This is a genomic window from Campylobacter sp. BCW_4341, assembly GCF_001764255.1.
Lineage (GTDB): Bacteria > Campylobacterota > Campylobacteria > Campylobacterales > Campylobacteraceae > Campylobacter_D > Campylobacter_D jejuni.
In genome coordinates, this window is record NZ_MKAH01000017.1 from 1 (window position 1) to 23,348 (window position 23,348).

Annotated in this window: 23 protein-coding genes and 1 pseudogene; 14 read left to right on the forward strand and 10 right to left on the reverse strand. The window is 28.4% G+C overall.

The window, feature by feature from the left end; translation table 11 throughout:
- From AJN70_RS09810 to AJN70_RS10050, 4 genes and pseudogenes are all read left to right on the forward strand, one after another.
- Nucleotides 1-152, forward strand: a pseudogene (locus AJN70_RS09810) (bifunctional heptose 7-phosphate kinase/heptose 1-phosphate adenyltransferase); the annotation flags it as partial.
- A complete protein-coding gene (gene gmhA / locus AJN70_RS01750; protein ID WP_070232983.1) occupies nt 149-709 on the forward strand; it encodes a D-sedoheptulose 7-phosphate isomerase in 561 nt (186 codons plus the stop codon). The pseudogene AJN70_RS09810 and the gene gmhA, both read left to right, overlap by 4 nt.
- Nucleotides 709-1,173: a glycosyltransferase family 25 protein gene (locus tag AJN70_RS10045; protein ID WP_250535453.1), complete on the forward strand. Its 465-nt coding sequence runs from the start codon at nt 709-711 to the stop codon at nt 1,171-1,173. The genes gmhA and AJN70_RS10045 overlap by 1 nt, the downstream gene beginning before the upstream one ends.
- A complete protein-coding gene (locus AJN70_RS10050) occupies nt 1,139-1,489 on the forward strand; it encodes a glycosyltransferase family 25 protein (RefSeq protein ID WP_251820265.1) in 351 nt (116 codons plus the stop codon). Before AJN70_RS10045 ends, AJN70_RS10050 begins: the two co-directional genes overlap by 35 nt.
- On the opposite strand, the gene waaF is transcribed toward AJN70_RS10050, so the two are convergent.
- Entirely contained in the window at nt 1,475-2,425 is a 951-nt protein-coding gene (gene waaF / locus AJN70_RS01760; protein ID WP_070232989.1) for a lipopolysaccharide heptosyltransferase II, read from the reverse strand. The two genes, AJN70_RS10050 and waaF, sit on opposite strands and share 15 nt — an antisense overlap.
- A gap of 58 nt (nt 2,426-2,483) precedes the next feature.
- Here waaF and AJN70_RS01765 point away from each other — a divergent pair, with 58 nt between their 5' ends.
- Both AJN70_RS01765 and AJN70_RS01770 read left to right on the forward strand, forming a co-directional pair.
- Nucleotides 2,484-3,308 carry a glycosyltransferase family 2 protein gene (locus tag AJN70_RS01765; protein WP_070295428.1) on the forward strand — a complete coding sequence of 275 codons (825 nt, stop codon included), beginning with the start codon at nt 2,484-2,486 and terminating at the stop codon, nt 3,306-3,308.
- Nucleotides 3,292-4,125, forward strand: a complete 834-nt coding sequence (locus AJN70_RS01770; RefSeq protein ID WP_002937315.1) for a glycosyltransferase — start codon at nt 3,292-3,294, stop codon at nt 4,123-4,125. Before AJN70_RS01765 ends, AJN70_RS01770 begins: the two co-directional genes overlap by 17 nt.
- On the opposite strand, the gene AJN70_RS01775 is transcribed toward AJN70_RS01770, so the two are convergent.
- Genes AJN70_RS01775 through AJN70_RS01790 form a run of 4 tightly spaced genes read right to left on the reverse strand, consistent with a single transcriptional unit; the run spans nt 4,122 to nt 7,812 of the window.
- Nucleotides 4,122-4,781: a cytidylyltransferase domain-containing protein gene (locus AJN70_RS01775; RefSeq protein WP_070232993.1), complete on the reverse strand. Its 660-nt coding sequence runs from the start codon at nt 4,779-4,781 to the stop codon at nt 4,122-4,124. The genes AJN70_RS01770 and AJN70_RS01775 overlap by 4 nt on opposite strands.
- On the reverse strand, nt 4,778-5,896 hold the full coding sequence (gene neuC / locus AJN70_RS01780; protein ID WP_070232996.1) for a UDP-N-acetylglucosamine 2-epimerase: 1,119 nt from the start codon (nt 5,894-5,896) through the stop codon (nt 4,778-4,780). The genes AJN70_RS01775 and neuC overlap by 4 nt, the downstream gene beginning before the upstream one ends.
- Nucleotides 5,893-6,933, reverse strand: coding sequence for an N-acetylneuraminate synthase (neuB, locus tag AJN70_RS01785; protein WP_070232998.1), 1,041 nt, complete (start codon nt 6,931-6,933; stop codon nt 5,893-5,895). Before neuB ends, neuC begins: the two co-directional genes overlap by 4 nt.
- Complete coding sequence (locus tag AJN70_RS01790) at nt 6,934-7,812, reverse strand: alpha-2,3-sialyltransferase (protein ID WP_070233000.1); 879 nt, start codon at nt 7,810-7,812, stop codon at nt 6,934-6,936. It abuts the gene before it with no gap.
- Between the two features lie 88 nt (nt 7,813-7,900).
- On the opposite strand from AJN70_RS01790, the gene AJN70_RS01795 reads away from it, so the two are divergent.
- Complete coding sequence (locus AJN70_RS01795; RefSeq protein WP_070233002.1) at nt 7,901-8,806, forward strand: glycosyltransferase family 2 protein; 906 nt, start codon at nt 7,901-7,903, stop codon at nt 8,804-8,806.
- Here AJN70_RS01795 and AJN70_RS01800 read toward each other — a convergent pair.
- The 5 genes from AJN70_RS01800 to waaC all read right to left on the reverse strand — a co-directional run bounded on the left by AJN70_RS01800 (nt 8,792) and on the right by waaC (nt 14,527).
- Complete coding sequence (locus AJN70_RS01800) at nt 8,792-9,835, reverse strand: beta-1,4-N-acetylgalactosaminyltransferase (RefSeq protein WP_070233004.1); 1,044 nt, start codon at nt 9,833-9,835, stop codon at nt 8,792-8,794. The two genes, AJN70_RS01795 and AJN70_RS01800, sit on opposite strands and share 15 nt — an antisense overlap.
- A gap of 69 nt (nt 9,836-9,904) precedes the next feature.
- Nucleotides 9,905-11,074: a glycosyltransferase family 2 protein gene (locus tag AJN70_RS01805; protein ID WP_070233006.1), complete on the reverse strand. Its 1,170-nt coding sequence runs from the start codon at nt 11,072-11,074 to the stop codon at nt 9,905-9,907.
- Between the two features lie 3 nt (nt 11,075-11,077).
- Nucleotides 11,078-12,625, reverse strand: coding sequence for a glycosyltransferase family 2 protein (locus AJN70_RS01810; protein WP_070233008.1), 1,548 nt, complete (start codon nt 12,623-12,625; stop codon nt 11,078-11,080).
- A complete protein-coding gene (gene htrB, locus AJN70_RS01815; RefSeq protein ID WP_070233010.1) occupies nt 12,622-13,509 on the reverse strand; it encodes a lipid A biosynthesis lauroyl acyltransferase HtrB in 888 nt (295 codons plus the stop codon). Before htrB ends, AJN70_RS01810 begins: the two co-directional genes overlap by 4 nt.
- On the reverse strand, nt 13,499-14,527 hold the full coding sequence (gene waaC / locus AJN70_RS01820; RefSeq protein ID WP_070233012.1) for a lipopolysaccharide heptosyltransferase I: 1,029 nt from the start codon (nt 14,525-14,527) through the stop codon (nt 13,499-13,501). The genes htrB and waaC overlap by 11 nt, the downstream gene beginning before the upstream one ends.
- A 66-nt stretch (nt 14,528-14,593) precedes the next feature.
- Between waaC and AJN70_RS01825 the strand changes: the two genes are divergently transcribed.
- The 7 genes from AJN70_RS01825 to pglB are packed head-to-tail and all read left to right on the forward strand — an operon-like array spanning nt 14,594 to nt 23,348.
- Nucleotides 14,594-15,388, forward strand: a complete 795-nt coding sequence (locus AJN70_RS01825; RefSeq protein ID WP_070233015.1) for a 3'-5' exonuclease — start codon at nt 14,594-14,596, stop codon at nt 15,386-15,388.
- Between the two features lie 57 nt (nt 15,389-15,445).
- Nucleotides 15,446-16,432: a UDP-glucose 4-epimerase GalE gene (gene galE / locus AJN70_RS01830; protein ID WP_002870504.1), complete on the forward strand. Its 987-nt coding sequence runs from the start codon at nt 15,446-15,448 to the stop codon at nt 16,430-16,432.
- Nucleotides 16,426-18,120 carry an ABC-type lipopolysaccharide transporter PglK gene (gene pglK, locus AJN70_RS01835; protein WP_070233017.1) on the forward strand — a complete coding sequence of 565 codons (1,695 nt, stop codon included), beginning with the start codon at nt 16,426-16,428 and terminating at the stop codon, nt 18,118-18,120. Before galE ends, pglK begins: the two co-directional genes overlap by 7 nt.
- Nucleotides 18,117-19,196 carry a GalNAc-alpha-(1->4)-GalNAc-alpha-(1->3)-diNAcBac-PP-undecaprenol alpha-1,4-N-acetyl-D-galactosaminyltransferase gene (gene pglH, locus AJN70_RS01840; RefSeq protein ID WP_079860113.1) on the forward strand — a complete coding sequence of 360 codons (1,080 nt, stop codon included), beginning with the start codon at nt 18,117-18,119 and terminating at the stop codon, nt 19,194-19,196. Before pglK ends, pglH begins: the two co-directional genes overlap by 4 nt.
- Nucleotides 19,189-20,118, forward strand: a complete 930-nt coding sequence (gene pglI, locus AJN70_RS01845) for a GalNAc(5)-diNAcBac-PP-undecaprenol beta-1,3-glucosyltransferase (protein WP_044780181.1) — start codon at nt 19,189-19,191, stop codon at nt 20,116-20,118. The genes pglH and pglI overlap by 8 nt, the downstream gene beginning before the upstream one ends.
- Nucleotides 20,106-21,203, forward strand: coding sequence for an N-acetylgalactosamine-N,N'-diacetylbacillosaminyl-diphospho-undecaprenol 4-alpha-N-acetylgalactosaminyltransferase (pglJ, locus tag AJN70_RS01850; protein ID WP_070295429.1), 1,098 nt, complete (start codon nt 20,106-20,108; stop codon nt 21,201-21,203). Before pglI ends, pglJ begins: the two co-directional genes overlap by 13 nt.
- Nucleotides 21,204-21,206: 3 nt before the next feature.
- Nucleotides 21,207-23,348, forward strand: a complete 2,142-nt coding sequence (pglB, locus tag AJN70_RS01855; RefSeq protein ID WP_070295431.1) for an undecaprenyl-diphosphooligosaccharide--protein glycotransferase — start codon at nt 21,207-21,209, stop codon at nt 23,346-23,348.

Consider the following 23,348-nt stretch of genomic DNA (forward strand, 5'->3'; position numbering starts at 1 on the left):
GCTTTTTAAAACCCGATATTTTGGTTAAAGGGGCTGATTATAAAGATAAGCTTGTTGTGGGTGCGGATATCGTTTCAAGGGTTGAATTAATCGACTTTGAAGAAGGATTTAGTACAAGTAAGATTATAGAAAAGATTAAGGATAAAAAATGATAAATTTAGTGGAAAAAGAATGGCAAGAACATCAAAAAATCGTTCAAGAAGGTGAAATTTTAAAAGGACAAATCGCTAAAGTAGGCGAGCTTTTGTGCGAGTGTCTTAAAAAAGGTGGCAAGATTTTGATTTGCGGAAACGGTGGAAGTGCGGCTGATGCTCAGCATTTTGCGGCTGAACTTAGCGGGCGTTATAAAAAAGAACGCAAGGCTTTAGCGGGCATAGCACTTACAACCGATACTTCAGCACTTAGTGCTATAGGAAATGACTATGGTTTTGAATTTGTTTTTTCAAGACAAGTAGAGGCTTTAGGAAACGAAAATGATGTTTTAATCGGCATTTCAACCAGTGGAAAAAGTCCTAATGTTTTAGAAGCCTTAAAAAAAGCACAAGAGCTTAATATGCTTTGTCTAGGGCTTAGCGGAAAGGGTGGTGGAATGATGAATAAGCTTTGTGATTATAATCTTGTCGTACCAAGCGATGATACGGCTAGAATTCAAGAAATGCATATTTTGATCATACACACACTTTGTCAGATCATAGATGAGAGTTTTTAATGAAAGTTTTTATCATCAATTTAGAGCGTTCTTTGGATAGAAAAGAGTATATGCAAAAACAAATTCAAAAGCTTTTTGAAAAAAATCCTAGTTTAAAAAATAAATTAGAATTTATTTTCTTTAAAGCTATTGATGCTAAAAATAAAGAACATTTAGAATTTAAAGATCGTTTTCCTTGGTGGGCTTCTTGGGTATTAGGTAGAGAGCTTTCTGATGGAGAAAAAGCTTGTTTTGCTAGTCATTATAAACTTTGGCAAGAATGTGTGAAGCTTGATGAGCCTATAATCATCCTAGAAGATGATGTGGAATTTAGTGATGAATTTTTAAATAATGGAGTAGAATATATAGATGAGTTGTTAAAGAGTGAGTATGAATATATAAGACTTTGTTATTTGTTTGATAAAAGATTGTATTTTTTGAGTGAGAGTTATGGTGGTGGGGGGGGGGTATTATTTAAGTTTTAAGAATCTTTCTGGAACTCAAGGTTATGTACTGCAAGTAAGTGCTGCAATGAAATTTCTTAAATGTGCTAAAAATTGGATCTATGCTGTAGATGATTATATGGATATGTTTTATAAACATAATGTGTTAAATATAGTTAAAAAACCTTTATTATTAAAACATGATTACAGAATAGAAAGTATAATTTCTCAAAATGGACGTTGGTTTGTAAGAAATAAATTTTACAGAAAAATTATTAGAGAAATTTTTAGACTTTATAGAAATATTTTAAAACTATCTTATACTTTTTATGTTAAGAAAAAATTAGATATTAATTAAATTTTGAATTGCTTTTAAAATCACTTCAGGCTTTAAATCTTTCATGCATTTGTGGTGTTTTAAAGGACAGGTTTTTTGCATACAAGGCATACAAGCTAGATCTAAATGCACTAATTTTGCGTTTTCATTTTGCCAAGGTGAAGTTTGGGTAAATTTTGTGGGGCCAAAAATAGCTACGGTTTTTACCTTATAAACCGCACTTAGGTGCATAGGGCCACTATCATTTGTGATGAAAAGATCGCAAAAAGCGATATTTTGACAAAGGGTTTTGATGGTGGTTTTATTGCAAAGATTTTTTACTTTTATGTTTTGTTCTTTTAAAATTTGATAAATTTCATTACAAAGTTCTTGTTCGGCTTTTCCTGCACCAAAGATTAAAATCTCATGACTTTGGCTGAAATTTAAAGCCACTTTAGCAAAATAACTCGCATCCCATCTTTTTGCACTTCCAAAGCTTGCACCAGGGTTGAGTCCTAGAATTTTTTTACCATTTTTTAAGATAAGAGGGTTTTGAAATTTTAGCTTAAAGGGAAGCTTTAAGTCTTTAGAATGAGCTTTTATGCTAAGTGAGTTTTCTATAAAATAAAGGTATTTTAAAACTTGATGTTCTTCTTTGTGCTTGTTTTTGTCAAAAAAATATCTTTGTTTTGTTTTAAGGATATGCAAGATAATCTTAGAAGAAAACGCAGATCTAAAAGCAAAGCTAAGGTCGATCTTACCAAGTTCTTTGCGTAAAGATAGAGCTTGTTTATAACGGGATAGTTTATTTTCTATGATGATTTTAGAATTAGGAAATTCTTTAAAAAGTGCTGTGGAAACCAAAGATCCATAAAGGATAAATTGAGCATTTTTAAAATGTTCTTTTATAGCGTATAAAGCAGGTGAAGCCATTACCGCATCGCCTAACCAGGTGGGAAGATGTATAAAAATTTTCATAAATTTCCTAAACTTTGATAGAATTGTTTTTATTATTTTAACAAAATTTAGGAAAAATATGCCACAACTTTCTATCATAATCCCGCTTTTTAATTCTTGCAATTTTATCTCAAGAGCTTTGCAAAGTTGTATAAATCAGACTTTAAAAGATATTGAAATTTTGATTATCGATGATAAAAGTAAAGATAATAGTTTAAATATGGTTTTAGAATTTGCTAAAAAAGATCCAAGGATAAAAATCTTTCAAAATGAAGAAAATTTGGGCACTTTTGCAAGTAGAAATTTGGGAGTTTTGCATTCTAGTTCTGATTTTATAATGTTTTTAGATAGTGATGATTTTTTAACTCTTGATGCTTGTAAAATAGCACTTAAAGAGATGAAAAAAGATTTTGATTTGCTTTGCTTTGATGCTTTTGTACATAGGGTAAAAACCAAACAATTTTATCGTTTTAAACAAGATGAAGTTTTTAATCAAAAGGAATTTTTAGAATTTCTAAGTAAACAAAGGCATTTTTGCTGGTCGGTTTGGGCGAAGTGCTTTAGAAAAGATATCATCTTAAAAATTTTTGAAAAAATTAAAATAGATGAGCGTTTGAGCTATGGCGAAGATGTACTTTTTTGTTATGTTTATTTTATGTTTTGCGAGAAAATAGCTGTTTTTAAAACTTGCATTTATCATTATGAATTTAATCCAAATGGAAGATATGAAAACAAAAATAAAGAAATTTTATGGCAGAATTATCAAGATAAAAAGAAAAGCAATGAACTTATAAAAAAGCTTTGTTTAAACTTTAAAAATAATGATTTTCATAAGAAGTTGTTTGGGGTTTTAGAGAAAGAAGAATTTGATTTACAAAGAAGGGTTGATGAAGCAAGAAATTAGTAGTTTTTGGTATACACCTAGAGGTTATAAAGGTATTGGTTTAATGGAGTTTTTATCTATAAAATCTTTTATAGATAATGGTTATAAATTTATACTTTATACTTATAATTTAGATGATAAAATTTTTAATAAATTAAATGAAATTTTTGATGATTTTGAATTAAAAGATGCAAATGAAATTGTTTCTTTTAAAAATTATTTTAGAGACGATAGGGGATCTGGAGTGGCTGCTTTTTCAGATTTTTTTAGATTTAATCTACTCTATCTCAGGGGGGGGGTATGGGTAGATTTAGATATGGTGTGTTTAAGCCCTTATGATTATCATGAAAAAGAATATATTTTTTCCAAGGAAATTGATGATGATCCTAACAAAGCTAGAATTACAACTTCATTACTTAAATTTCCAAAACAAAGTGAATTCGGAAGATTGCTTATAGAAGAAGCAAAAAAGATTATAAATAATAAAAAAACTATTTCTTGGGGAGTCATAGGACCTTGGTTTTTAGCTAAATGGGTTAAAGAATGTGATTTGGAAGAATATGCCTTAGATTATAAGGATACTTGTCAAATTCCATGGAAAAATGCTAGAGATTTTATAGATAAGAAAAAAACTTTTGATGAAAATAGACCTTGTTTGCATTTGTTTTCTGAAATGTGGAGAGTTAATAGAATGAATAAAAATACTTTTTATGACAATGGAATTTATAGTAAACTTTTAAACAAGCATAAAATATTTGATTTATGTAAGAAATTGGATTATAAGCCTCATTTTTCTTTATTTTCATTATTAAAAAATTTTAAATGGAAAAATATTTAATTTAAGTTTTCAGCCTTTTTTAAATCCTCTAAACAATCAATATCTAAACTTGAGTTTTCATCCATTAAAAAATGCTTAGTTTTGCTTTGCAAAAAGCTAGGATTGTTTAAAAATTCTTTTATCTTTAAAATATAAATTGCACCATTGCTCATATAAGTTTTAGGCAATTTTTGCCTTGGTATAAAAGGATATTCATCATTACAAATCCCTGCTAAATCGCCACAATCATTACAAACAAAGGCTTTTAGAATTTTATTATCACATTCTCTTACGCTAATTAGGGCATTTGCATTGCTTTTTTTATAAAGATTAAAAGCCTCATCAATATGAATATTTGTTCTTAGTGGCGAAGTAGGTTGTAAAAAAACTACATCTTCATAATCTTTGTAAAATTTTAGAGCATGTAAAAGCACTTTATCGCTTGTAGTATCATCTTGTGCAAGGCTAATTGGGCGTTTTAAAATATCAACATTTTGGCTTTTTGCATAATTTAAAATTTCATCACTATCACTGCTTACAACGACTTTACTAATGCTTTTAGCATTTAGTGCAGCTTTAATGGTGTAATAAATTAAAGGTTTATTGTTTAATAAAACTAAATTTTTATTTTTAATACCCTTTGAGCCACCACGAGCAGGAATTATTGCTAAGCTCATTTTATATCCTTAAAAACTTTTTGTGTGCTGAGTTTAAAAAATTCTCCGCTTAATAAATATTCAAAAAATAATTTTGAGCTATCTAAAATCTCTAACTTAGCACTAAATAAATCTTGTTTTTTATGAATGGTGTTAATAGCTTTTAGTATTTCATCACTATTTGCATTAACTTTTAGTGTATTTTCATTGCCAAGTCTTCCATTTTGTCTTGAGCCAACTAAAATCCCTGCTGTTTTTAAGTATAAGGCCTCTTTTAAAATACAACTTGAATTTCCTATTATAAAATCAGCATTTTTTAACAAAGTTATAAAATACTCAAATCTAAGCGATGGAAAAAGCTTAAATCTAGGATTGTTTTTAAGCTCTTCATAGCTTTGCAAGATTAATTCAAAGCCTAAATCATTATTTGGATAAATAACAATATAATTTTTGTTACTTTGTATCAGTGCTTTTACTAAATTATCTGCTTGATTTTTAATGCTAGTAATTTCAGTTGTAACAGGATGAAACATAAGTAAAGCATAATTTTCATAATTTATATCATAATATTTTTTTGCTTCATTAAGTGAAATTTTATTATCGTTTAAAAGTTCTAAATCAGGCGAACCTATGATAAAAATAGATTTTTCATCTTCTCCAAGTTGGATTAAACGCCTTTTTGCAAACTCATCATTTACTAAATGAATATGTGCTAGTTTTGATATAGCGTGGCGCAAGCTATCGTCAATAGTTCCTGAAATCTCTCCACCTTCAATGTGTGCTACTAAGATATTATTTAATGCTCCAACAATAGCTGCTGCTAAAGGCTCGATTCTATCTCCATGCACTACGATTAAATCAGGTTTTAGCTCATTTACATATCTTGAAAATCCATCAATTGTAGTAGCTAAAGCCTTATCGGTTTGATAATATTTATCATAATTTATAAATTCATAAATATTTTTAAAGCCATTTTTATAAAGCTCTTTAACTGTATAGCCAAAATTTTTGCTTAAGTGCATTCCTGTTGCAAAGATGTAAAGCTCAAATTCGCTTGAGTTTTGCACCCTGTACATTAAAGATTTAATCTTAGAATAATCAGCCCTAGTACCTGTTATAAAAAGGATTTTTTTCACGCAAAATCCTCATAGCTTAACTGAGTATCATTTTCTATATCTCTTAATGCTTTTTTGCCTAAAATATTTCCAAATTCAGCCGCACTAATTCCACCAAGTCCAGGTCTTTTAACCCAGATATTGTCCATAGATAAAACTTCGCCTTTTTTAATATCTTTAATGCTAACTACGCTTGCAAAGGCAAAATCAATTGTAACTTGTTCTTGCTTAGCTGCTTTTTTGCTTTCATTATTTCCTCTCATTATAGCCATTTGCTCACTTTGCATAATTAGCTCTTTTAAAGCCTTTGTATCCATAGAACAAACTATATCAGGGCCACTTCTATCCATGCTGTCAGTAAAATGTCTTTCAAGCACACAAGCACCAAGTGCAACCGCACCTAAACACGCAAGATTATCTGTTGTGTGGTCGCTTAAGCCTACCATGCAAGAAAATTCTTTTTTTAATTCAAGCATAGCATTTAATCTTACAAGATTATGCGGGGTTGGATAAAGATTGGTCGTGTGCATTAAAACAAAGGGAATTTCATTGTCTAATAAGATTTTTACAGTTGGTTTTATGCTTTCAATGCTATTCATTCCTGTGCTAACTATCATAGGCTTTTTAAAGGCTGCTATGTGTTTAATAAGCGGATAATTATTACACTCGCCTGAACCAATCTTAAAAGCACTAACTCCCATATCTTCTAAGCGGTTTGCACCTGCACGAGAAAAGGGTGTGCTAAGATAAACAAGACCTAATTTTTCTGTGTATTCTTTAAGTGCTAGCTCATCTTTATAATCTAAAGCACATTTTTGCATAATCTCATAAATGCTTATTTTTGCATTACCAGGAATTACTTTTTTAGCGGCCTTACTCATCTCATCTTCAACAATATGAGTTTGATGCTTTATAATCTTAGCACCAGCGCTAAAGGCTGCATTTACCATAATTTTAGCTAGCTCTAAACTGCCGTTATGATTAATACCTATTTCAGGCACGACTAAGGGTGCTTTTTCTTCACTTATGATTATATTTTGTATTTTTATTTCTTTCATTTATTTTCCTTTGAAATAATACTTTATATCACTAGGTAATCTTAATAGATCTTTTATCAACTTGTAATAAATATTTTCTTTAATTTTTATTTTTTTAAAATTAATATTTTTTGAAAATTTTCTATAGGCCTCACTAGAAGGTATGAGTATATCTTTAGTGTAGTTATTTTTTTCTTGTATGATAAAATTTGAATTTAAATTTGGCGCTAGTTCTATAAAATTTGCTAAAAGACTGTTAGGACATAAGCAATATAGTTTTATTTTGTAAGTTTTTTCTAGAAATTCTAAAGCTTTTATATCTGTATTTTTACTATGTCCGATATAGTGTGAGCGATCATTTTTAAAATCAGGGGCTAGTTTTAAAAGATTTTTTTGTTTGGTATCAAAAGCATAATAAGATGATCCATTTTGATAAAAATCGACTCCAGAAAGATAAATTTCTTTGTATCCTAGAGCTATAGCTACTGCACACATATAGACTCCGGAGGTAATTCTTTGATTGAGATAAATTTCGTGAAATTTAAAATAAGCATTAAAATCTTTAAGTTGTTTGAAAAAATCATATCCCAAATGAGCATCAGGAAAATAATCGTAAAAGTTTTTTAAAAAATTTTCATTTTCTAGATCAGCTTGGTTAAAATTAGAACACATGATTAGTTCGGTCTCATATTCTTGATTTTGGATTAAATGTTTTAAAGTGTAGTATTGTTCAAAAAAAAGACCAGGATTGTAAAATACTGCTTTGCATTTTTTACCAAGATAGTATTTATCTTCAAAATAAAATTGATTGCATCTAAATACATCAAAATCATTTGGTAGTCTTGAATAATCAATTTTTTTTAAGCTTGGCCCATTTCCAGCAATAATAACTTTTTTCATAATTATTTTCCATCAAGATTTATTTTTAACGATTTTATCAAAATAGATTTTATGTTATAATTAAATTATAATAAAATAAGGAATAAACATGTCTAAAATTTCAATTATCTTACCAGTTTTTAATGTAGAGAAATATATAACCAAAGCTTTAGAAAGTTGTATCAATCAGACTTTTAAAAATATAGAAATAATTGTAGTTGATGATTGTGGAAATGATAATAGCATAAATATAGTCAAAGAATACTCTAAAAAAGACAAAAGAATAAAAATAGTTCACAATGAAAAAAATTTAGGTCTTTTAAGAGCAAGATATGAAGGTGTAAAAGTAGTAAACTCTCCTTATATAATGTTTTTAGATCCTGATGATTATTTGGAGCTGAATGCTTGTGAAGAGTGTATAAAAATTTTAGATGAACAGGATGAAGTTGATTTAGTGTTTTTCAATGCTATTGTTGAAAGTAATATTATTTTATATAAAAAGTTTGACTTTAATTCTGGTTTTTATAGCAAAAAAGAGTTTGTAAAAAAAATTATTGCAAAGAAAAATTTATATTGGACTATGTGGGGGAAGCTTATAAGAAAGAAATTGTATTTAGAATCTTTTGCGAGTTTAAGACTCGAGAAAGATGTTAAAATCAATATGGCTGAAGATGTATTGTTATATTATCCAATGTTAAGTCAAGCTCAAAAAATAGCATATATGAACTGTAATTTATATCATTACGTGCCTAATAATAATTCAATTTGTAATACTAAGAATGAAGTGCTTGTTAAAAATAATATTCAAGAGTTGCAGTTGGTTTTACACTATTTAAGGCAAAATTATATTTTAAACAAGTATTGTAGCGTTCTTTATGTGCTAATTAAATATTTACTATATATTCAAATATATAAAAAACAAAGAACAAAATTAATGGTTACATTATTAGTTAAAATAAATATTTTAACTTTAAAAATTTTATTTAAATATAAAAAGTTTTTAAAACAATGTTAAGAATATTTTTTTTAGAGTTTCTTTTGAAATCATAGAAGGTTCTATTTTATGATTAAGATTTTGTAAATAGAATTTTTTAAATTCTTCAATACTTATCCAATTATATTTATAAATATCTTGAACTCTATGTTTTTTTAAAAAAGGAAAATGATAATTATTTAATTCGGTATGAAATAATATCCTGTGTTTATACTTTAATTGCTCTAAAGAGTGTATATTTGAAGAAAAACTTTGTTTTGTTGCTTTTTTCCAATTGTTATTGATTCTGTCAATTAACACTTCTTTCCATTTTAAGTTATAATTATTGATAAGCAAACAATCTCCTGGTTCTTTTAATATATTGCCATTATTATCTTTGCAAAGAAAAAAATCATCGTTAAAATAATGAATATCAATCCTTGAATAACTAACTACATCATATTTGTTTTTTGGTATATAGAAGCTTTTATAAAGTTTTTTAGCATCATAGATATGATCCACATCTATTTTTATAAGCCACTCATCTCTTGGTATAAAACTTGCAACATAATTATAATAGCTATAGAGTTTATTTTCTTCTGATTTTGGGTTTTGAATTTGAATTTCATAAGGATATTTTATTGGTATAAATGAAGGATATTGTTTGCAAAATTCTAGAATTATTTCTTCACTTCCATCGGTACAATCATTATATCCTATAACACCTCTTTGGATAGCAGGTAATATGCTTTCAAGAGAAGCTTTTAAGGTAATAGCTTCATTTTTTACTCGTATAAAAGCCCAAGGATTCAAAGGAGATTTTGGATCTTTAGATTTTTCATCATAATTAAAGTATCCTTTATGTCCCTCCCCTATAATAGTTTTATCAAGTTTAATTAAATCTTCATTGTTGTATTTATTAATTTGCACAAGAGTTTTTTTTGGTAAATAAGAATCGATTTTATCTCGTTGTATGTTTTTTAGTAAAAATGTTTTTTTTATTTTATGTCTAATTTTTCTAAAAGGGATGAATAAGCAAATTATTTTCACAAAGTATGATTGAAATAGCATATAAAATATTTTCTCCTATAATTATAGTGATTATACCTAAAAATTAATTAATTTTTTATATTTTTATTATTAAATATTTTTTATTTTTTGCCAAAATTTCCAAATATCATAAGGAAGTTTTGTTTGAATAAAAGGTTTAATTAAAACTAATTTTTCCTTTAAATTTAAAGGATCTTTTTTAAATTTTTTAATCATTAAAGCTTTTTTGGCATAGCAAGGTAAAAATGTTTCTTTTATAGCAAGTGTATTTTCGTTTTTTTGATCTTTAAAAAATTCTATCAATTTTAAAGCAGTTATAACCCTGCTTGCTGCTTTTAAATAATTTTTTGCTTCCTTAGCATTTTCCCCGAAAGTTTCATATATATCTTTAAAATACTCTGATACATTTGCTTTTGTAATCTTCTTATCATGATTTGATATACTGTTTGCTCTTAAACGGCACAAATACAACTTTTGTGATAAAACATAAATTTTATTAGCACTAGCAAACAAAATTATCCCAAAGTGTATATCTTCATTGATAATAAAATTTATAAATTTAAGTTTAATTTGCTTTAAAAAATTAAAATCAATCATTCCATTCCATCCAAAAGAAATATCTCTAGATCCTACACTTAATGCTCGATTTGCATATTCTTTTGGAGTGATTATACATTCTTCTTTAAAATTAAAAATTTCCATCCTTGTTTTTTTGTGCTTATTTTTTATATTGTCTTCATAGGTGCAATCATGGTCAAACCACAATACATCCACATTTTTCATTCTTATAACACATTCTTCTATACAATTTAATTCCCAATAATTATCACTATCTAAGAATATAATATAATCTATACTAGGATAAGTAAAATTGGTTAAATCTTTTTCATTATTAAAAGCTTGAGAGCTTCTATATGCTTTATGTATATTATAAGGATTATTACCATCCAATTGAAATTCTATTAAAGAATTTTCTTTTATATGTTGAGTTTTGTTTTTTAATTTATACTCTCCACTAAAGTATTCTATACCTACGTTTCTAGCTGAACTTAAACCCCTATTTTTCTTATCAAAAAGAGTTATTCTTTTATCTTTTAAGGTATATTCTTTTGCAATATTGAGTGAGTTTTCATCTGTACTACCATCATTTACAAGTATGATTTCTAAATTAGTATAAGTTTGATTGATTACACTATCTAAACATTCTTTTAGATATTTTTCTACATTGTATATGGGGATTACTACGCCTACTTTTTTCATGTTTTATCTCCAAGAAATCTTTTTATTTTTAATGGTATCTAAATAAATTTGATGATTGCTTTCAGGCATTTTTTTGCTATTTTCTTCGTGATAAATATGATAAGCAATAGCTTTAAATTTTAATCGTTTAAAAATACCTTTATTAAATAAAAATCTAGCTACAAACTCACTATCTTCCATGCCCCATCCTATAAATTTTTCATTAAATCCCTCAATGGCTTCAAAATCACTTTTATAAAAACTTATATTACAGGTTTTACTGTCCCTTACTATTTCCTTGGTATCAAAAAATTTTTGCTCTATTTTTGAAAATTTATAGATAATTTTAGCTAAAAAGGAATTTTTATAACTTTTAAAATCTTTTTTACTAAAAGCTAAACTATAATTATTGTTTTTTAAGATTTCTTCGCTTTCATTTTTATTTAAAATTACTCTTGAACCTTGTAAAATTACTTTGCGTTTCGCAAATTCGAAATGATTTTTTATAAAGTCTTTTTCTAAAATCATATCGCCGTCAATTAAAATTATATATTCACTTTTAGAAACTCTAATGGCATTATTTCTACTTTTTGCAGAGTGAAAACCCTCATCTTCTTGCCAAATGTGTTTTAAAGAGCAAGGAAAATCTTTTTGATATTCTTCAATAAGCCTTGCTGTATCTTCTTTGCTACCATCATCTGTGATTAAAACCTCATTTGGTAAAAAGGTTAGATTTTTAACACTATCAAGCACTAATTTAAGGCATTCTTTTTGATTATAGGTTGTTATTATTAGAGCGCAAGTTTTTGGTTTTTGTCTTTGAAGTTCATATAATTTCATATATTTAAAAAAAGTCCCTAAGGCATTGCAAACGCTAATTATAAAACCCTTATAACCATATAAAAAGCCATTTTTTAAAAAATAATTTCTAAAAAAAGTCCAAAAAGCTCTTAAATTTGCTTTTAAAACTCTACTTTTTTTGTGCATATTTTGTTTTGCCCAAAGGCTTGAGTAATACTGCATTTTGTCAATTAAGTGAGAGATGTCCTTATAAGAATAATGCTTCAATCCATTTTTAAGATAAATTTTTTTAGCATTGCTTGGTAGAATAAGACTTTCATGTACTAAATTATCATTAAAACGAGTGAAATTTTTATTAAAAATTCTTAAAACATAATCAGGCCACCAACCACAAGCCTTTATCCATTCGCCTTTATAGAGATTTTTACGACTAAGTGCAATGATATTATCTTCTTGAAGTTCTAAATTTTTAAGCTCTTTGATACACTCATTTTCAAGCACTTCATCAGCATCAATACTTAAAATCCAATCATTTTTTGCATAACTTAAAGCAAGGTTTTTTAAAGCTCCAAAACCTATAAAAGCACTGTGGTAAATGTGCAAATTAGCAAAATCTTTTTTAAATTCATTAGCTATATTTAGGGTATTATCGCTACTTTCATTGTTAAGTAGAATAATTTCATCAAATTTTTTTACAGAATTTAAGCACTCAAGCAAAGTTTGCTCAGCATTTTTTACGATGATAATAACGCTTATTTGCTTTAGATTCATTTTACATCCTTGTAAATTTCCTCATTATAACTTGCAAAGCGTCTATGGAAAAAAAAGTATTCCCAAGGTCTTTTTTTAATCATTTCTTCGCAACTTTGTGCTTGATAAAGTGTCAGTTCTTCTAAGCTTGCATTTTGAGAATCTTTTGCTTTAAAAAACTCTATGCAAAATTTACCCTCTTCTTTATAGGCATAAACAGGGATGATCAAAGCATTGCTTCTTTGTGCGATAAGGCTTGCTCCCATTTGATAATTCACTTCTTTGTTAAAAAATTTTAATTTTATGCTTTCTTTTTCTACGCAGTCTTGATCAGTTAAAATTCCCAAAGTTCGCCCTTTTTTTAGAGCACTTAGCATTTGTCTTATGCCACCTTTTTTATCGATAAGTTCTATGTCAAATTGGGTGCGATTTTGACTTAAAATTTCATACATAATTTCACTTTTTAACTTTTTCCCTACTATAGAAATCGCACCATATTTAGCTGCATAAGCAAGGCTTAAAATTTCCCAGTTTCCATAGTGTGCAGTTGTGAAGATAATAGGACGCTTTAAAGCTAGAGTATCTATAAGAAAATTTTCATTGACAAATTTTACTTTATTGAGAATTTTTTCTTTGGTGGTGTTTTGATTTTGCAAGCAATCAATCCCAAATTGAGCAAAATTTTCATAAATTTTCAAAGACAATTTATCGCGTTCTTTTTGAGTGTATTGAGGGAAGCAGATTTGCAAATTTGTATCGATGATCTTGCGATGTTTTTTGTTAAGATAAAAAGTGATTCTTGCCACAATCAAAGCTAAAAAATGCAAGATACACTCAGGCATAAAAGTAACAAAAAATTTCAAAATATAATAAAGACTAAGATATATTCTATCGCTATTTTTCATTAAGTAAGCCTTTGGCAAGTTTGAAGATATCTTCTTCTTCTATACGCGTGATACAAAAATCACTTTTATCGATATGCTTGGCATTTTGGATTTTTTTACCTGCATCAATGATTTTATTGATATGAGTTTGAAAAGCATTGCGGTAGCTTGGTGTTGCACCAAAAATCGTAATAGATGCCTTATTTAAAGCAAAAGCTAAATGTGTTGGACCACTATCATTTCCTATGATAAGATCCATCATTTTTGTAAAAGCCATTAGTTCTTCAAGGCTAAATTTTGGTGCTAATTCTATATGTGTTTCATCAATGCCGCTAAGATTTAAAACCTCTTTAGCAAATTCGTATTCTTTTACATTTCCCCAAGCGAGCCAAATTTTTGCTTGTTGAAATTCATTGATTAAAAGCTTACAAAGTATAGCAAGTTTGGTTTTAGGATAGATTTTATTTTCTACGCTTGAACCCACGTGTATGAGTATGTTTTTTTCGTTTTTATCGAGCTTGAGTTTATTGTTTAAGAGTTGCTTTAAATTTTCATCCACGCTAAAAATATCTTGTTTAAAGGCTAAATTTTTGACATTAAAATCAGTATTTAACATAAAGGAGGTAAGACTTAAGTATCTTACAAATACATTTTCATTGTAATCTAACTCAAGTTTTTGGTTGTAGAAATTATGAGCAAAACTTTCTTTAAGGCTATTTTTATCAAAACCAAAATTATTTCTACTTAAAATTCGACTTACAATAGCAGATTTTATAAGCCCTTGTAGATCTATTACTGTATTATAGTTGTTTTTTCTTGCTTTAAGAAGAATTTTTAGGCTTTTTAAAATTTTTTTGTCTTTTAAGGGCAGGGCATAGAGTTTGTCTATTAAAGGATGATTTTTGAGTATGCCTTCAAATTTTTCATCTACAAACCAATGAATTTTTATATCTTTTTTAAAATTTTTGATAAATTGCAAAACCACGGCACTTTGGATAATATCACCAAGTGCTGACAAACGAACAATTGCTATTTTCATTAAAAGCCTAATATTTTAAAATTTTTGCTATGATTTTAGCGAAATTATTTAAAAAAAGGTTAAAAAATGGCAAAAAATGAAGGTTATATTTGTGTTTTTGATTGTGAGAGTGTGCCAGATGTTGAGCTTATCCGCAAAACTTTAGGTTTTGAAGGAAGTGATTTGGAGGTAAGTTTAAAAGCACTTCAGTGGCAAAAAGAACAAAGCGGGAGTGAGTTTTTGCCTTTGCCTTATCATAAAATCATCAGTATTTGTGCAGTTTTAAGCGATAATTTTGGAAAATTTATCAAAGTAAATAAAATTGATGGGCAAAATGAAAAAGAAATGATTGAGAATTTTTTTAATTTTATAGAAAATTATGAGCCAAAATTAGTCAGTTTCAATGGTAAAAATTTCGATATGCCTGTTCTTGTTTTAAGGGCTTTAAAATACAATTTAAAAGCAGCAACTTATTTAGATACCCAAAGTGATAAATGGAATAATTATAAAACAAGATTTTCAGAATTAAAACATTGTGATTTATTGGAATCCTTAGGTTCTAATGGGCGTGGAATAAAGCTTGATACACTTTGTTCTATGGTGGGTTTGCCAGGAAAATATGATGTGCATGGCGATGAGGTGATAAAACTTTTTTATGAAAATGAACTTGAAAAAATTCACGAATATTGTGAAAGTGATGTTTTAAATACCTATATGCTTTTTTTAAAATATGAATTTATTAAAGGTAATGTTAGTGAAGAAGATTATGTTGATTTTCTTTCTTATATGAGAGATTTCTTGTGTGCGAAAAAATCAGATCGTTCTTATACAGAAGTTTTCGCAAAAGCTTGTGAGAGTGAAATTTCAAAGGTTCAATCTTAAGTATTTAAGAAAATATATTAAAATTTATTTTTGATATTTTTAAAAAAAGGAATGATGATGAAAATTCTTATTAGCGGTGGCGCAGGTTATATAGGTTCTCATACTTTAAGACAATTTTTAAAAACAGATCATGAAATTTGTGTTTTAGATAATCTTTCTAAGGGCTCTAAAATTGCAATAGAAGATTTGCAAAAAATAAGAGCTTTTAAATTTTTTGAACAAGATTTAAGTGATTTTCAAGGTGTAAAAGCATTGTTTGAGAGAGAAAAATTTGACGCTATTGTGCATTTTGCAGCGAGCATTGAAGTTTTTGAAAGTATGCAAAACCCTTTAAAATATTATATGAACAACACTGTTAATACAACAAATCTCATCGAAACTTGTTTGCAAACTGGAGTGAATAAATTTATATTTTCTTCAACGGCAGCCACTTATGGCGAACCACAAACTCCTGTTGTGAGCGAAACAAGCCCTTTAGCGCCTATTAATCCTTATGGTCGTAGTAAGCTTATGAGCGAAGAAGTTTTGCGTGATGCAAGTATGGCAAATCCTGAATTTAAGCATTGTATTTTAAGATATTTTAATGTTGCAGGTGCTTGCATGGATTATACTTTAGGACAACGCTATCCAAAAGCGACTTTGCTTATAAAAGTTGCAGCTGAATGTGCCGCAGGAAAACGTGAAAAACTTTTCATATTTGGCGATGATTATGATACAAAAGATGGTACTTGCATAAGAGATTTTATCCATGTAGATGATATTTCAAGCGCGCATTTAGCAGCTTTGGATTATTTACAAGAGAATGAAAGCAATGTTTTTAATGTAGGTTATGGACATGGTTTTAGTGTAAAAGAAGTGATTGGAGCGATGAAAAAAGTTAGTGGAGTGGATTTTAAAGTAGAACTTGCCCCACGCCGTGCGGGCGATCCTAGTGTGTTGATTTCTGATGCAAGTAAAATCAGAAATCTTACTTCTTGGCAGCCTAAATATGATGATTTAGAGCTTATTTGTAAATCTGCTTTTGATTGGGAAAAACAGTGTTAAAAAAACTTTTTTTTATTTTAAGCAAGGAAGATAAAAATTTTTTATTTTTCTTGCTTGTTTTTTCAGTATTTGTTTCTTTTATGGAAACTTTTGCAATTTCTTTGGTAATGCCTTTTATCACTTTGGCTAGTGATTTTTCTTATTTTGATCGTAATAAATATTTAATCAGCCTAAAAGAATATCTTAATATCCCTGTTTTTGAAATCATTGTTTATTTTGGAGTGGGGCTTATTGTTTTTTATGTGTTTAGAGCTTTGTTAAATGCGTATTATTTTCATCTTTTGGCAAGATTTTCTAAAGGGCGTTATCACGCGATTGCTTATAAGGTTTTTTCTAAATTTTTAAATATTAATTATGAAAAATTTACTCAAAAAAATCAATCTGAAATTTTAAAGTCCATTACAGGGGAAGTTTATAATCTAAGCACTATGATTTCATCATTTTTACTTTTGATGAGTGAAATTTTTGTAGTGCTTTTGCTTTATGCTTTAATGCTTTTGATTAATTATAAAATCACTTTATTTTTAAGTATTTTTATGGTATTAAATGCCTTTATTTTAGTGAAAATTTTAAGTCCTATCATTAAAAAAGCAGGACTAAAACGTGAAGAAGCGATGAAAAATTTCTTCGAAATTTTAAATACAAATTTAAATAATTTCAAATTTATCAAGCTTAAAACCAAAGAAGATGGAGTATTAAGCCTTTTTAAAGCACAAAGTGAAGCTTTTTCTAAAGCAAATATTACCAATGAAAGCGTAGCTGCGGTGCCTAGAATTTATCTTGAAGGAATAGGTTTTTGCGTACTTGTTTTTATCGTGGTATTTTTGGTTTTGAAAAATGAAAGTGATATTTCAGGTATTTTATCCACGATTTCTATTTTTGTTTTAGCGCTTTATCGCTTAATGCCAAGCGCAAATCGTATTATCACAAGTTATCATGATTTGCTTTATTATCACTCTTCTTTGGATATTATTTATCAAAATTTAAGACAAGAAGAAGAAAATTTGGGCGAGGAAAAATTAAGCTTTAATCAAGAGCTTAAAATTTGCAATCTTAGCTTTGGTTATGAGGGAAAAAAACATTTATTTAAAAATCTTAATTTAAACATTAAAAAAGGCGAAAAAATCGCTTTTATAGGGGAGAGTGGTTGTGGAAAAAGTACCTTAGTAGATCTTATCATAGGACTTTTAAAACCAAAAGAAGGGCAAATTTTAATTGATAAGCAAGAGTTAAATGCAAGTAATGCAAAAAATTATCGCCAAAAAATAGGTTATATCCCGCAAAATATTTATCTTTTTAATGACAGCATAGCTAAAAATATCACTTTTACAGATGCGGTTGATGAAGAAAAACTTAGTAAGGTTATCAAACAAGCAAATTTAGAGCATTTTATAAAAAATTTACCTCAAGGAGTGCAAACAAAAGTAGGTGATGGGGGGAGTAATTTAAGCGGGGGACAAAAACAACGCATAGCTATAGCAAGAGCTTTATATCTAGAGCCTGAAATTTTAGTGCTCGATGAAGCAACTTCTGCGCTTGATACTCAAAGTGAAGCAAAAATCATGGATGAAATTTATAAAATTTCTAAAGATAAAACCATGATTATTATCGCACATCGCCTTTCTACGATAACGCAATGTGATAAGGTTTATCGTTTAGAACACGGTAAGCTTAAAGAGGAGAAATGATGAAAATAAGCTTTATTATCGCAACTTTAAATTCAGGAGGCGCTGAGCGTGTTTTGGTAACTTTAGCTAATGCACTTTGTAAAGAGCATGAAGTAAGTATTATTAAATTTCATGCAGGAGAATCTTTTTATAAGCTTGAAAATGAAGTTAAAGTTACAAGTTTAGAACAATTTAGATTTGACACACTTTATCATAAAATCGCAAGTCGTTTTAAGAAATTTTTTGCTTTAAGAAAGGCTTTGAAAGAAAGTAAGGCTGATGTTTTTATTTCTTTTTTGGATACGACTAATATTGCTTGTATTGCTGCGAAAATAGGGCTTAAAACTCCACTCATTATAAGTGAGCATAGTAATGAAGCGTATTTAAAACCTAAAATTTGGCGTTTTTTAAGAAGGGTAAGTTATCCTTTTTGTGATGCTTTAAGTGTGCTTGGAAGCAGTGATAAGATGTATTATGAAAGATTTGTAAAAAGGGTTAAGCTTTTATTAAACCCTTGCCATTTTAGCGAAGAAATTCCTTTTGATTCTAGTTTTGAAAAAGAAAATGTAGTTCTTTTTATAGGGCGTTTAGATCACAACAAAAACCCTGCAATGTTTTTAAAAGCTATAGCGCATTTGGATAAAAATTTGCAAGAAAATTATAAATTTGTTATAGCAGGAGATGGAGAGTTAAGGCAAGAACTTGAATACAAGGTAAAATCTTTAGGAATAAAAGTTGATTTTTTAGGACGCGTTGAAAATGTCAAGGCTCTTTATGAAAAAGCAAAAGCGCTTTGCCTTTGTTCTTTTGTAGAGGGTTTGCCAACGGTTTTAATTGAAAGTTTGTATTTTGAGGTTTGTAGAATTTCAAGTTCTTATTATAATGGTGCTAAGGATTTGATCAAAGATAATCATGATGGACTTTTGGTAGGTTGTGATGATGAAATAGCACTTGCTAAAAAACTCGAACTTGTTTTAAATGATGAAAATTTTAGAAAAGAACTTGTAAATAATGCCAAACAAAGGTGTAAAGATTTTGAAATTTCTCATATCAAAGAAGAATGGCTTAAGCTTATAGTCGAGGTTAAAAATGCCTAAACTTTCTGTTATAGTACCAACTTTTAATCGTCAAGTTTTGTTAGAAAAGGCTATTAAAAGCATACAAAATCAAGATTTTAAAGATTTAGAAATTATTATAAGTGATGATAATTCTAGCGATGATACTAAAAGTGTGGTGCAAAATTTACAAAAAAATGATGATCGCATTAAGTATTTTTTAAATCAAAACTACAAACAAGGTCCAAATGGCAATAAAAATAATGGCTTAGATCAAGCAAGTGGCGAGTTTGTAACTTTTTTAGATGATGATGATGAACTTTTATCTGGGGCTTTAGGCATCTTAATGCAAAAAGCAAACGAAGGTTATGCTCATGTTTTTGGAAATTGTTTGATAGAAAAAGAAGGAAATTTAAGCAAGGAATTTAGCGGCAAGGGTTTGGAAAAAGATAGCGAAATTTCTAAAAAAGATTTTTTAATGGCTAAATTTAGCGGAGAGTTTTTTTCTGTTTTTAAAAAATCTCTACTTGAAAACAAGCGTTTTAATGAAGAATTTTATGGCAATGAAGCCACGCTTTGGGTAAATTTATACAAGGAAAAAAGTTTTTATATTCATAAGGCTTTTAGGATTTATAGGATTTTTAGGCAAGATAGCGTGACTTTAGGGGCGAGTAAAAATGCTTATAGGGTGTATTTGGGATATTTAGAGCTTGCTAAAATTTTAGAAAATGAACTTAGAATGAGTAAGGATAAAGATTATAAAAAAACTTGTGCGAGTTATTATAAAATGGCAGCTTATTATGCAAAACTTGCAAAAAATTATAAAGCTCTTTATAAATGTTTGTTTAAAAGCCTGAGTATAAAAATCAACGCTCCTGCTTTGATATTACTCATTTTAAGTATAATTCCAAATAATATGATTGAAAAATTATCGAAAATTCGGGTGGCTTTATGCAAAAATTAGGAATTTTTATTTATTCTTTGGGAAGTGGTGGTGCTGAAAGAGTTGTGGCGACTTTATTGCCTATTTTAAGTTTGAAATTTGAAGTGCATTTGATCTTGATGAATGATAAAATTTCTTATGAAATTCCAGAGTGTCAAATTCATTTTTTAGAATATTCAAAACCTAGTGAAAATCCTATTTTGAAATTTTTAAAATTACCTTTTTTGGCTTTAAAATACAAAAAACTTTGCAGAAATTTAGGCATTGATACAGAATTTGTTTTTTTAAATCGACCTAATTATATAGCTTTAATGGCAAGAATGTTTGGAAATAAAACTCGCCTTGTGATCAATGAATGCACTACGCCAAGTGTGATGTATGCGAAAAATAATTTTAATTCTTTGGCAAATAAATTTTTAATTTCTTTGCTTTACCCAAGGGCTGATTTAATCTTGCCTAATTCTAAGGGAAATTTAGAAGATTTAGTGCAAAATTTTAGTATAAATCCAAAAAAATGTGAAATTTTATACAATGCCATCGATTTAGAAAACATAGAGCAAAAAGCCCTTGAAGACATAGCTTTAAAAGATAAATTTATTTTAAGTGTAGGCAGGCTTGATAAAGGTAAAAATCATGCTTTATTAATTCGTGCTTATGCGAGATTGAAAACAGATTTAAAGCTTGTGATTTTAGGTGAAGGTGTACTTAAAGATGAGCTTTTAGTTTTGATTAAAGAGTTGAATTTAGAAGAAAAGGTTTTGCTTTTAGGATTTGATAATAATCCTTATAAATACATGGCTAAATGTGAATTTTTTGCTTTTGCTTCTGTGTTTGAAGGTTTTTCAAATGTTTTAATTGAAAGCTTAGCTTGTTCTTGTGCGGTAGTTTGCACTGATCATAAAAGTGGTGCAAGAGAGCTTTTTGGAGATGATGAATTTGGACTTTTAGTAGAAGTAGATAATGAAAACTCCATGTTTCAGGGTTTAAAAACTATGCTTGAAGACGATAAATTAAGAAAAGCGTATAAAAATAAGGCTAAAACTAGGGCTAAGGCCTTTGATAAAGTAAAAATTGCACGCGATGCTTTGAGATATTTATTAGGATAAAAGATGTTGAAAAAAGAGTATTTAAAAAACCCTTATTTAGTTTTGTTTGCAATGATTATATTAGCTTATGTTTTTAGTGTATTTTGCAGGTTTTATTGGGTTTGGTGGGCAAGTGAGTTTAATGAGTATTTTTTCAATAATCAATTAATGATCATTTCAAACGATGGCTATGCCTTTGCTGAAGGCGCAAGAGATATGATAGCAGGTTTTCATCAGCCTAATGATTTGAGTTATTATGGATCTTCTTTATCTACGCTTACTTATTGGCTTTATAAAGTCACACCTTTTTCTTTTGAAAGTATCATTTTATATATGAGTACTTTTTTATCTTCTTTGGTGGTGATTCCTATTATTTTACTAGCTAATGAATATAAACGTCCTTTAATGGGCTTTGTAGCTGCTCTTTTAGCAAGTATAGCAAACAGTTATTATAATCGCACTATGAGTGGGTATTATGATACGGATATGCTGGTAATTGTTTTACCTATGTTTATTTTATTTTTTATGGTAAGAATGATTTTAAAAAAAGACTTTTTTTCATTGATTGCCTTGCCGTTATTTATAGGAATTTATCTTTGGTGGTATCCTTCAAGTTATACTTTAAATGTAGCTTTAATTGGACTTTTTTTAATTTATACGCTTATTTTTCATAGAAAAGAAAAGATTTTTTATATAGCTGTGATTTTGTCTTCTCTTACTCTTTCAAATATAGCATGGTTTTATCAAAGTGCCATTATAGTAATACTTTTTGCTTTATTTGCCTTAGAGCAAAAACGCTTAAATTTTATGATTATAGGAATTTTAGGTAGTGTAACTTTGATATTTTTGATTTTAAGTGGTGGGGTTGATCCTATACTTTATCAGCTTAAATTTTATATTTTTAGAAGTGATGAAAGTGCGAATTTAACGCAGGGTTTTATGTATTTTAATGTCAATCAAACCATACAAGAAGTTGAAAATGTAGATCTTAGCGAATTTATGCGAAGAATTAGTGGTAGTGAAATTGTTTTTTTGTTTTCTTTGTTTGGTTTTGTATGGCTTTTGAGAAAACATAAAAGTATGATTATGGCTTTACCTATATTGGTGCTTGGGTTTTTAGCCTTAAAAGGGGGGCTTAGATTTACCATTTATTCTGTACCTGTAATGGCCTTAGGATTTGGTTTTTTATTGAGCGAGTTTAAGGCTATATTGGTTAAAAAATATAGCCAATTAACTTCAAATGTTTGTATTGTTTTTGCAACTATTTTGACTTTAGCTCCAGTATTTATCCATATTTACAACTATAAAGCACCAACAGTTTTTTCTCAAAATGAAGCATCATTATTAAATCAATTAAAAAATATAGCCAATAGAGAAGATTATGTGGTAACTTGGTGGGATTATGGTTATCCTGTGCGTTATTATAGCGATGTGAAAACTTTAGTAGATGGTGGAAAGCATTTAGGTAGGGATAATTTTTTCCCTTCTTTTGTTTTAAGCAAAGATGAACAAGCTGCAGCTAATATGGCAAGACTTAGTGTAGAATATACAGAAAAAAGCTTTTATGCTCCGCAAAATGATATTTTAAAAACAGACATTTTACAAGCCATGATGAAAGATTATAATCAAAGCAATGTGGATTTGTTTCTAGCTTCATTATCAAAACCTGATTTTAAAATCGATACGCCAAAAACTCGTGATATTTATCTTTATATGCCCGCTAGAATGTCTTTGATTTTTTCTACGGTGGCTAGTTTTTCTTTTATTAATTTAGATACAGGAGTTTTGGATAAACCTTTTACCTTTAGCACAGCTTATCCACTTGATGTTAAAAATGGAGAAATTTATCTTAGCAATGGAGTGGTTTTAAGCGATGATTTTAGAAGTTTTAAAATAGGTGATAATGTGGTTTCTGTAAATAGTATCGTAGAGATTAATTCTATTAAACAAGGTGAATACAAAATCACTCCAATTGATGATAAGGCTCAGTTTTATATTTTTTATTTAAAGGATAGTGCTATTCCTTATGCACAATTTATTTTAATGGATAAAACCATGTTTAATAGTGCTTATGTGCAAATGTTTTTTTTGGGAAATTATGATAAGAATTTATTTGACTTGGTGATTAATTCTAGAGATGCTAAGGTTTTTAAACTTAAAATTTAA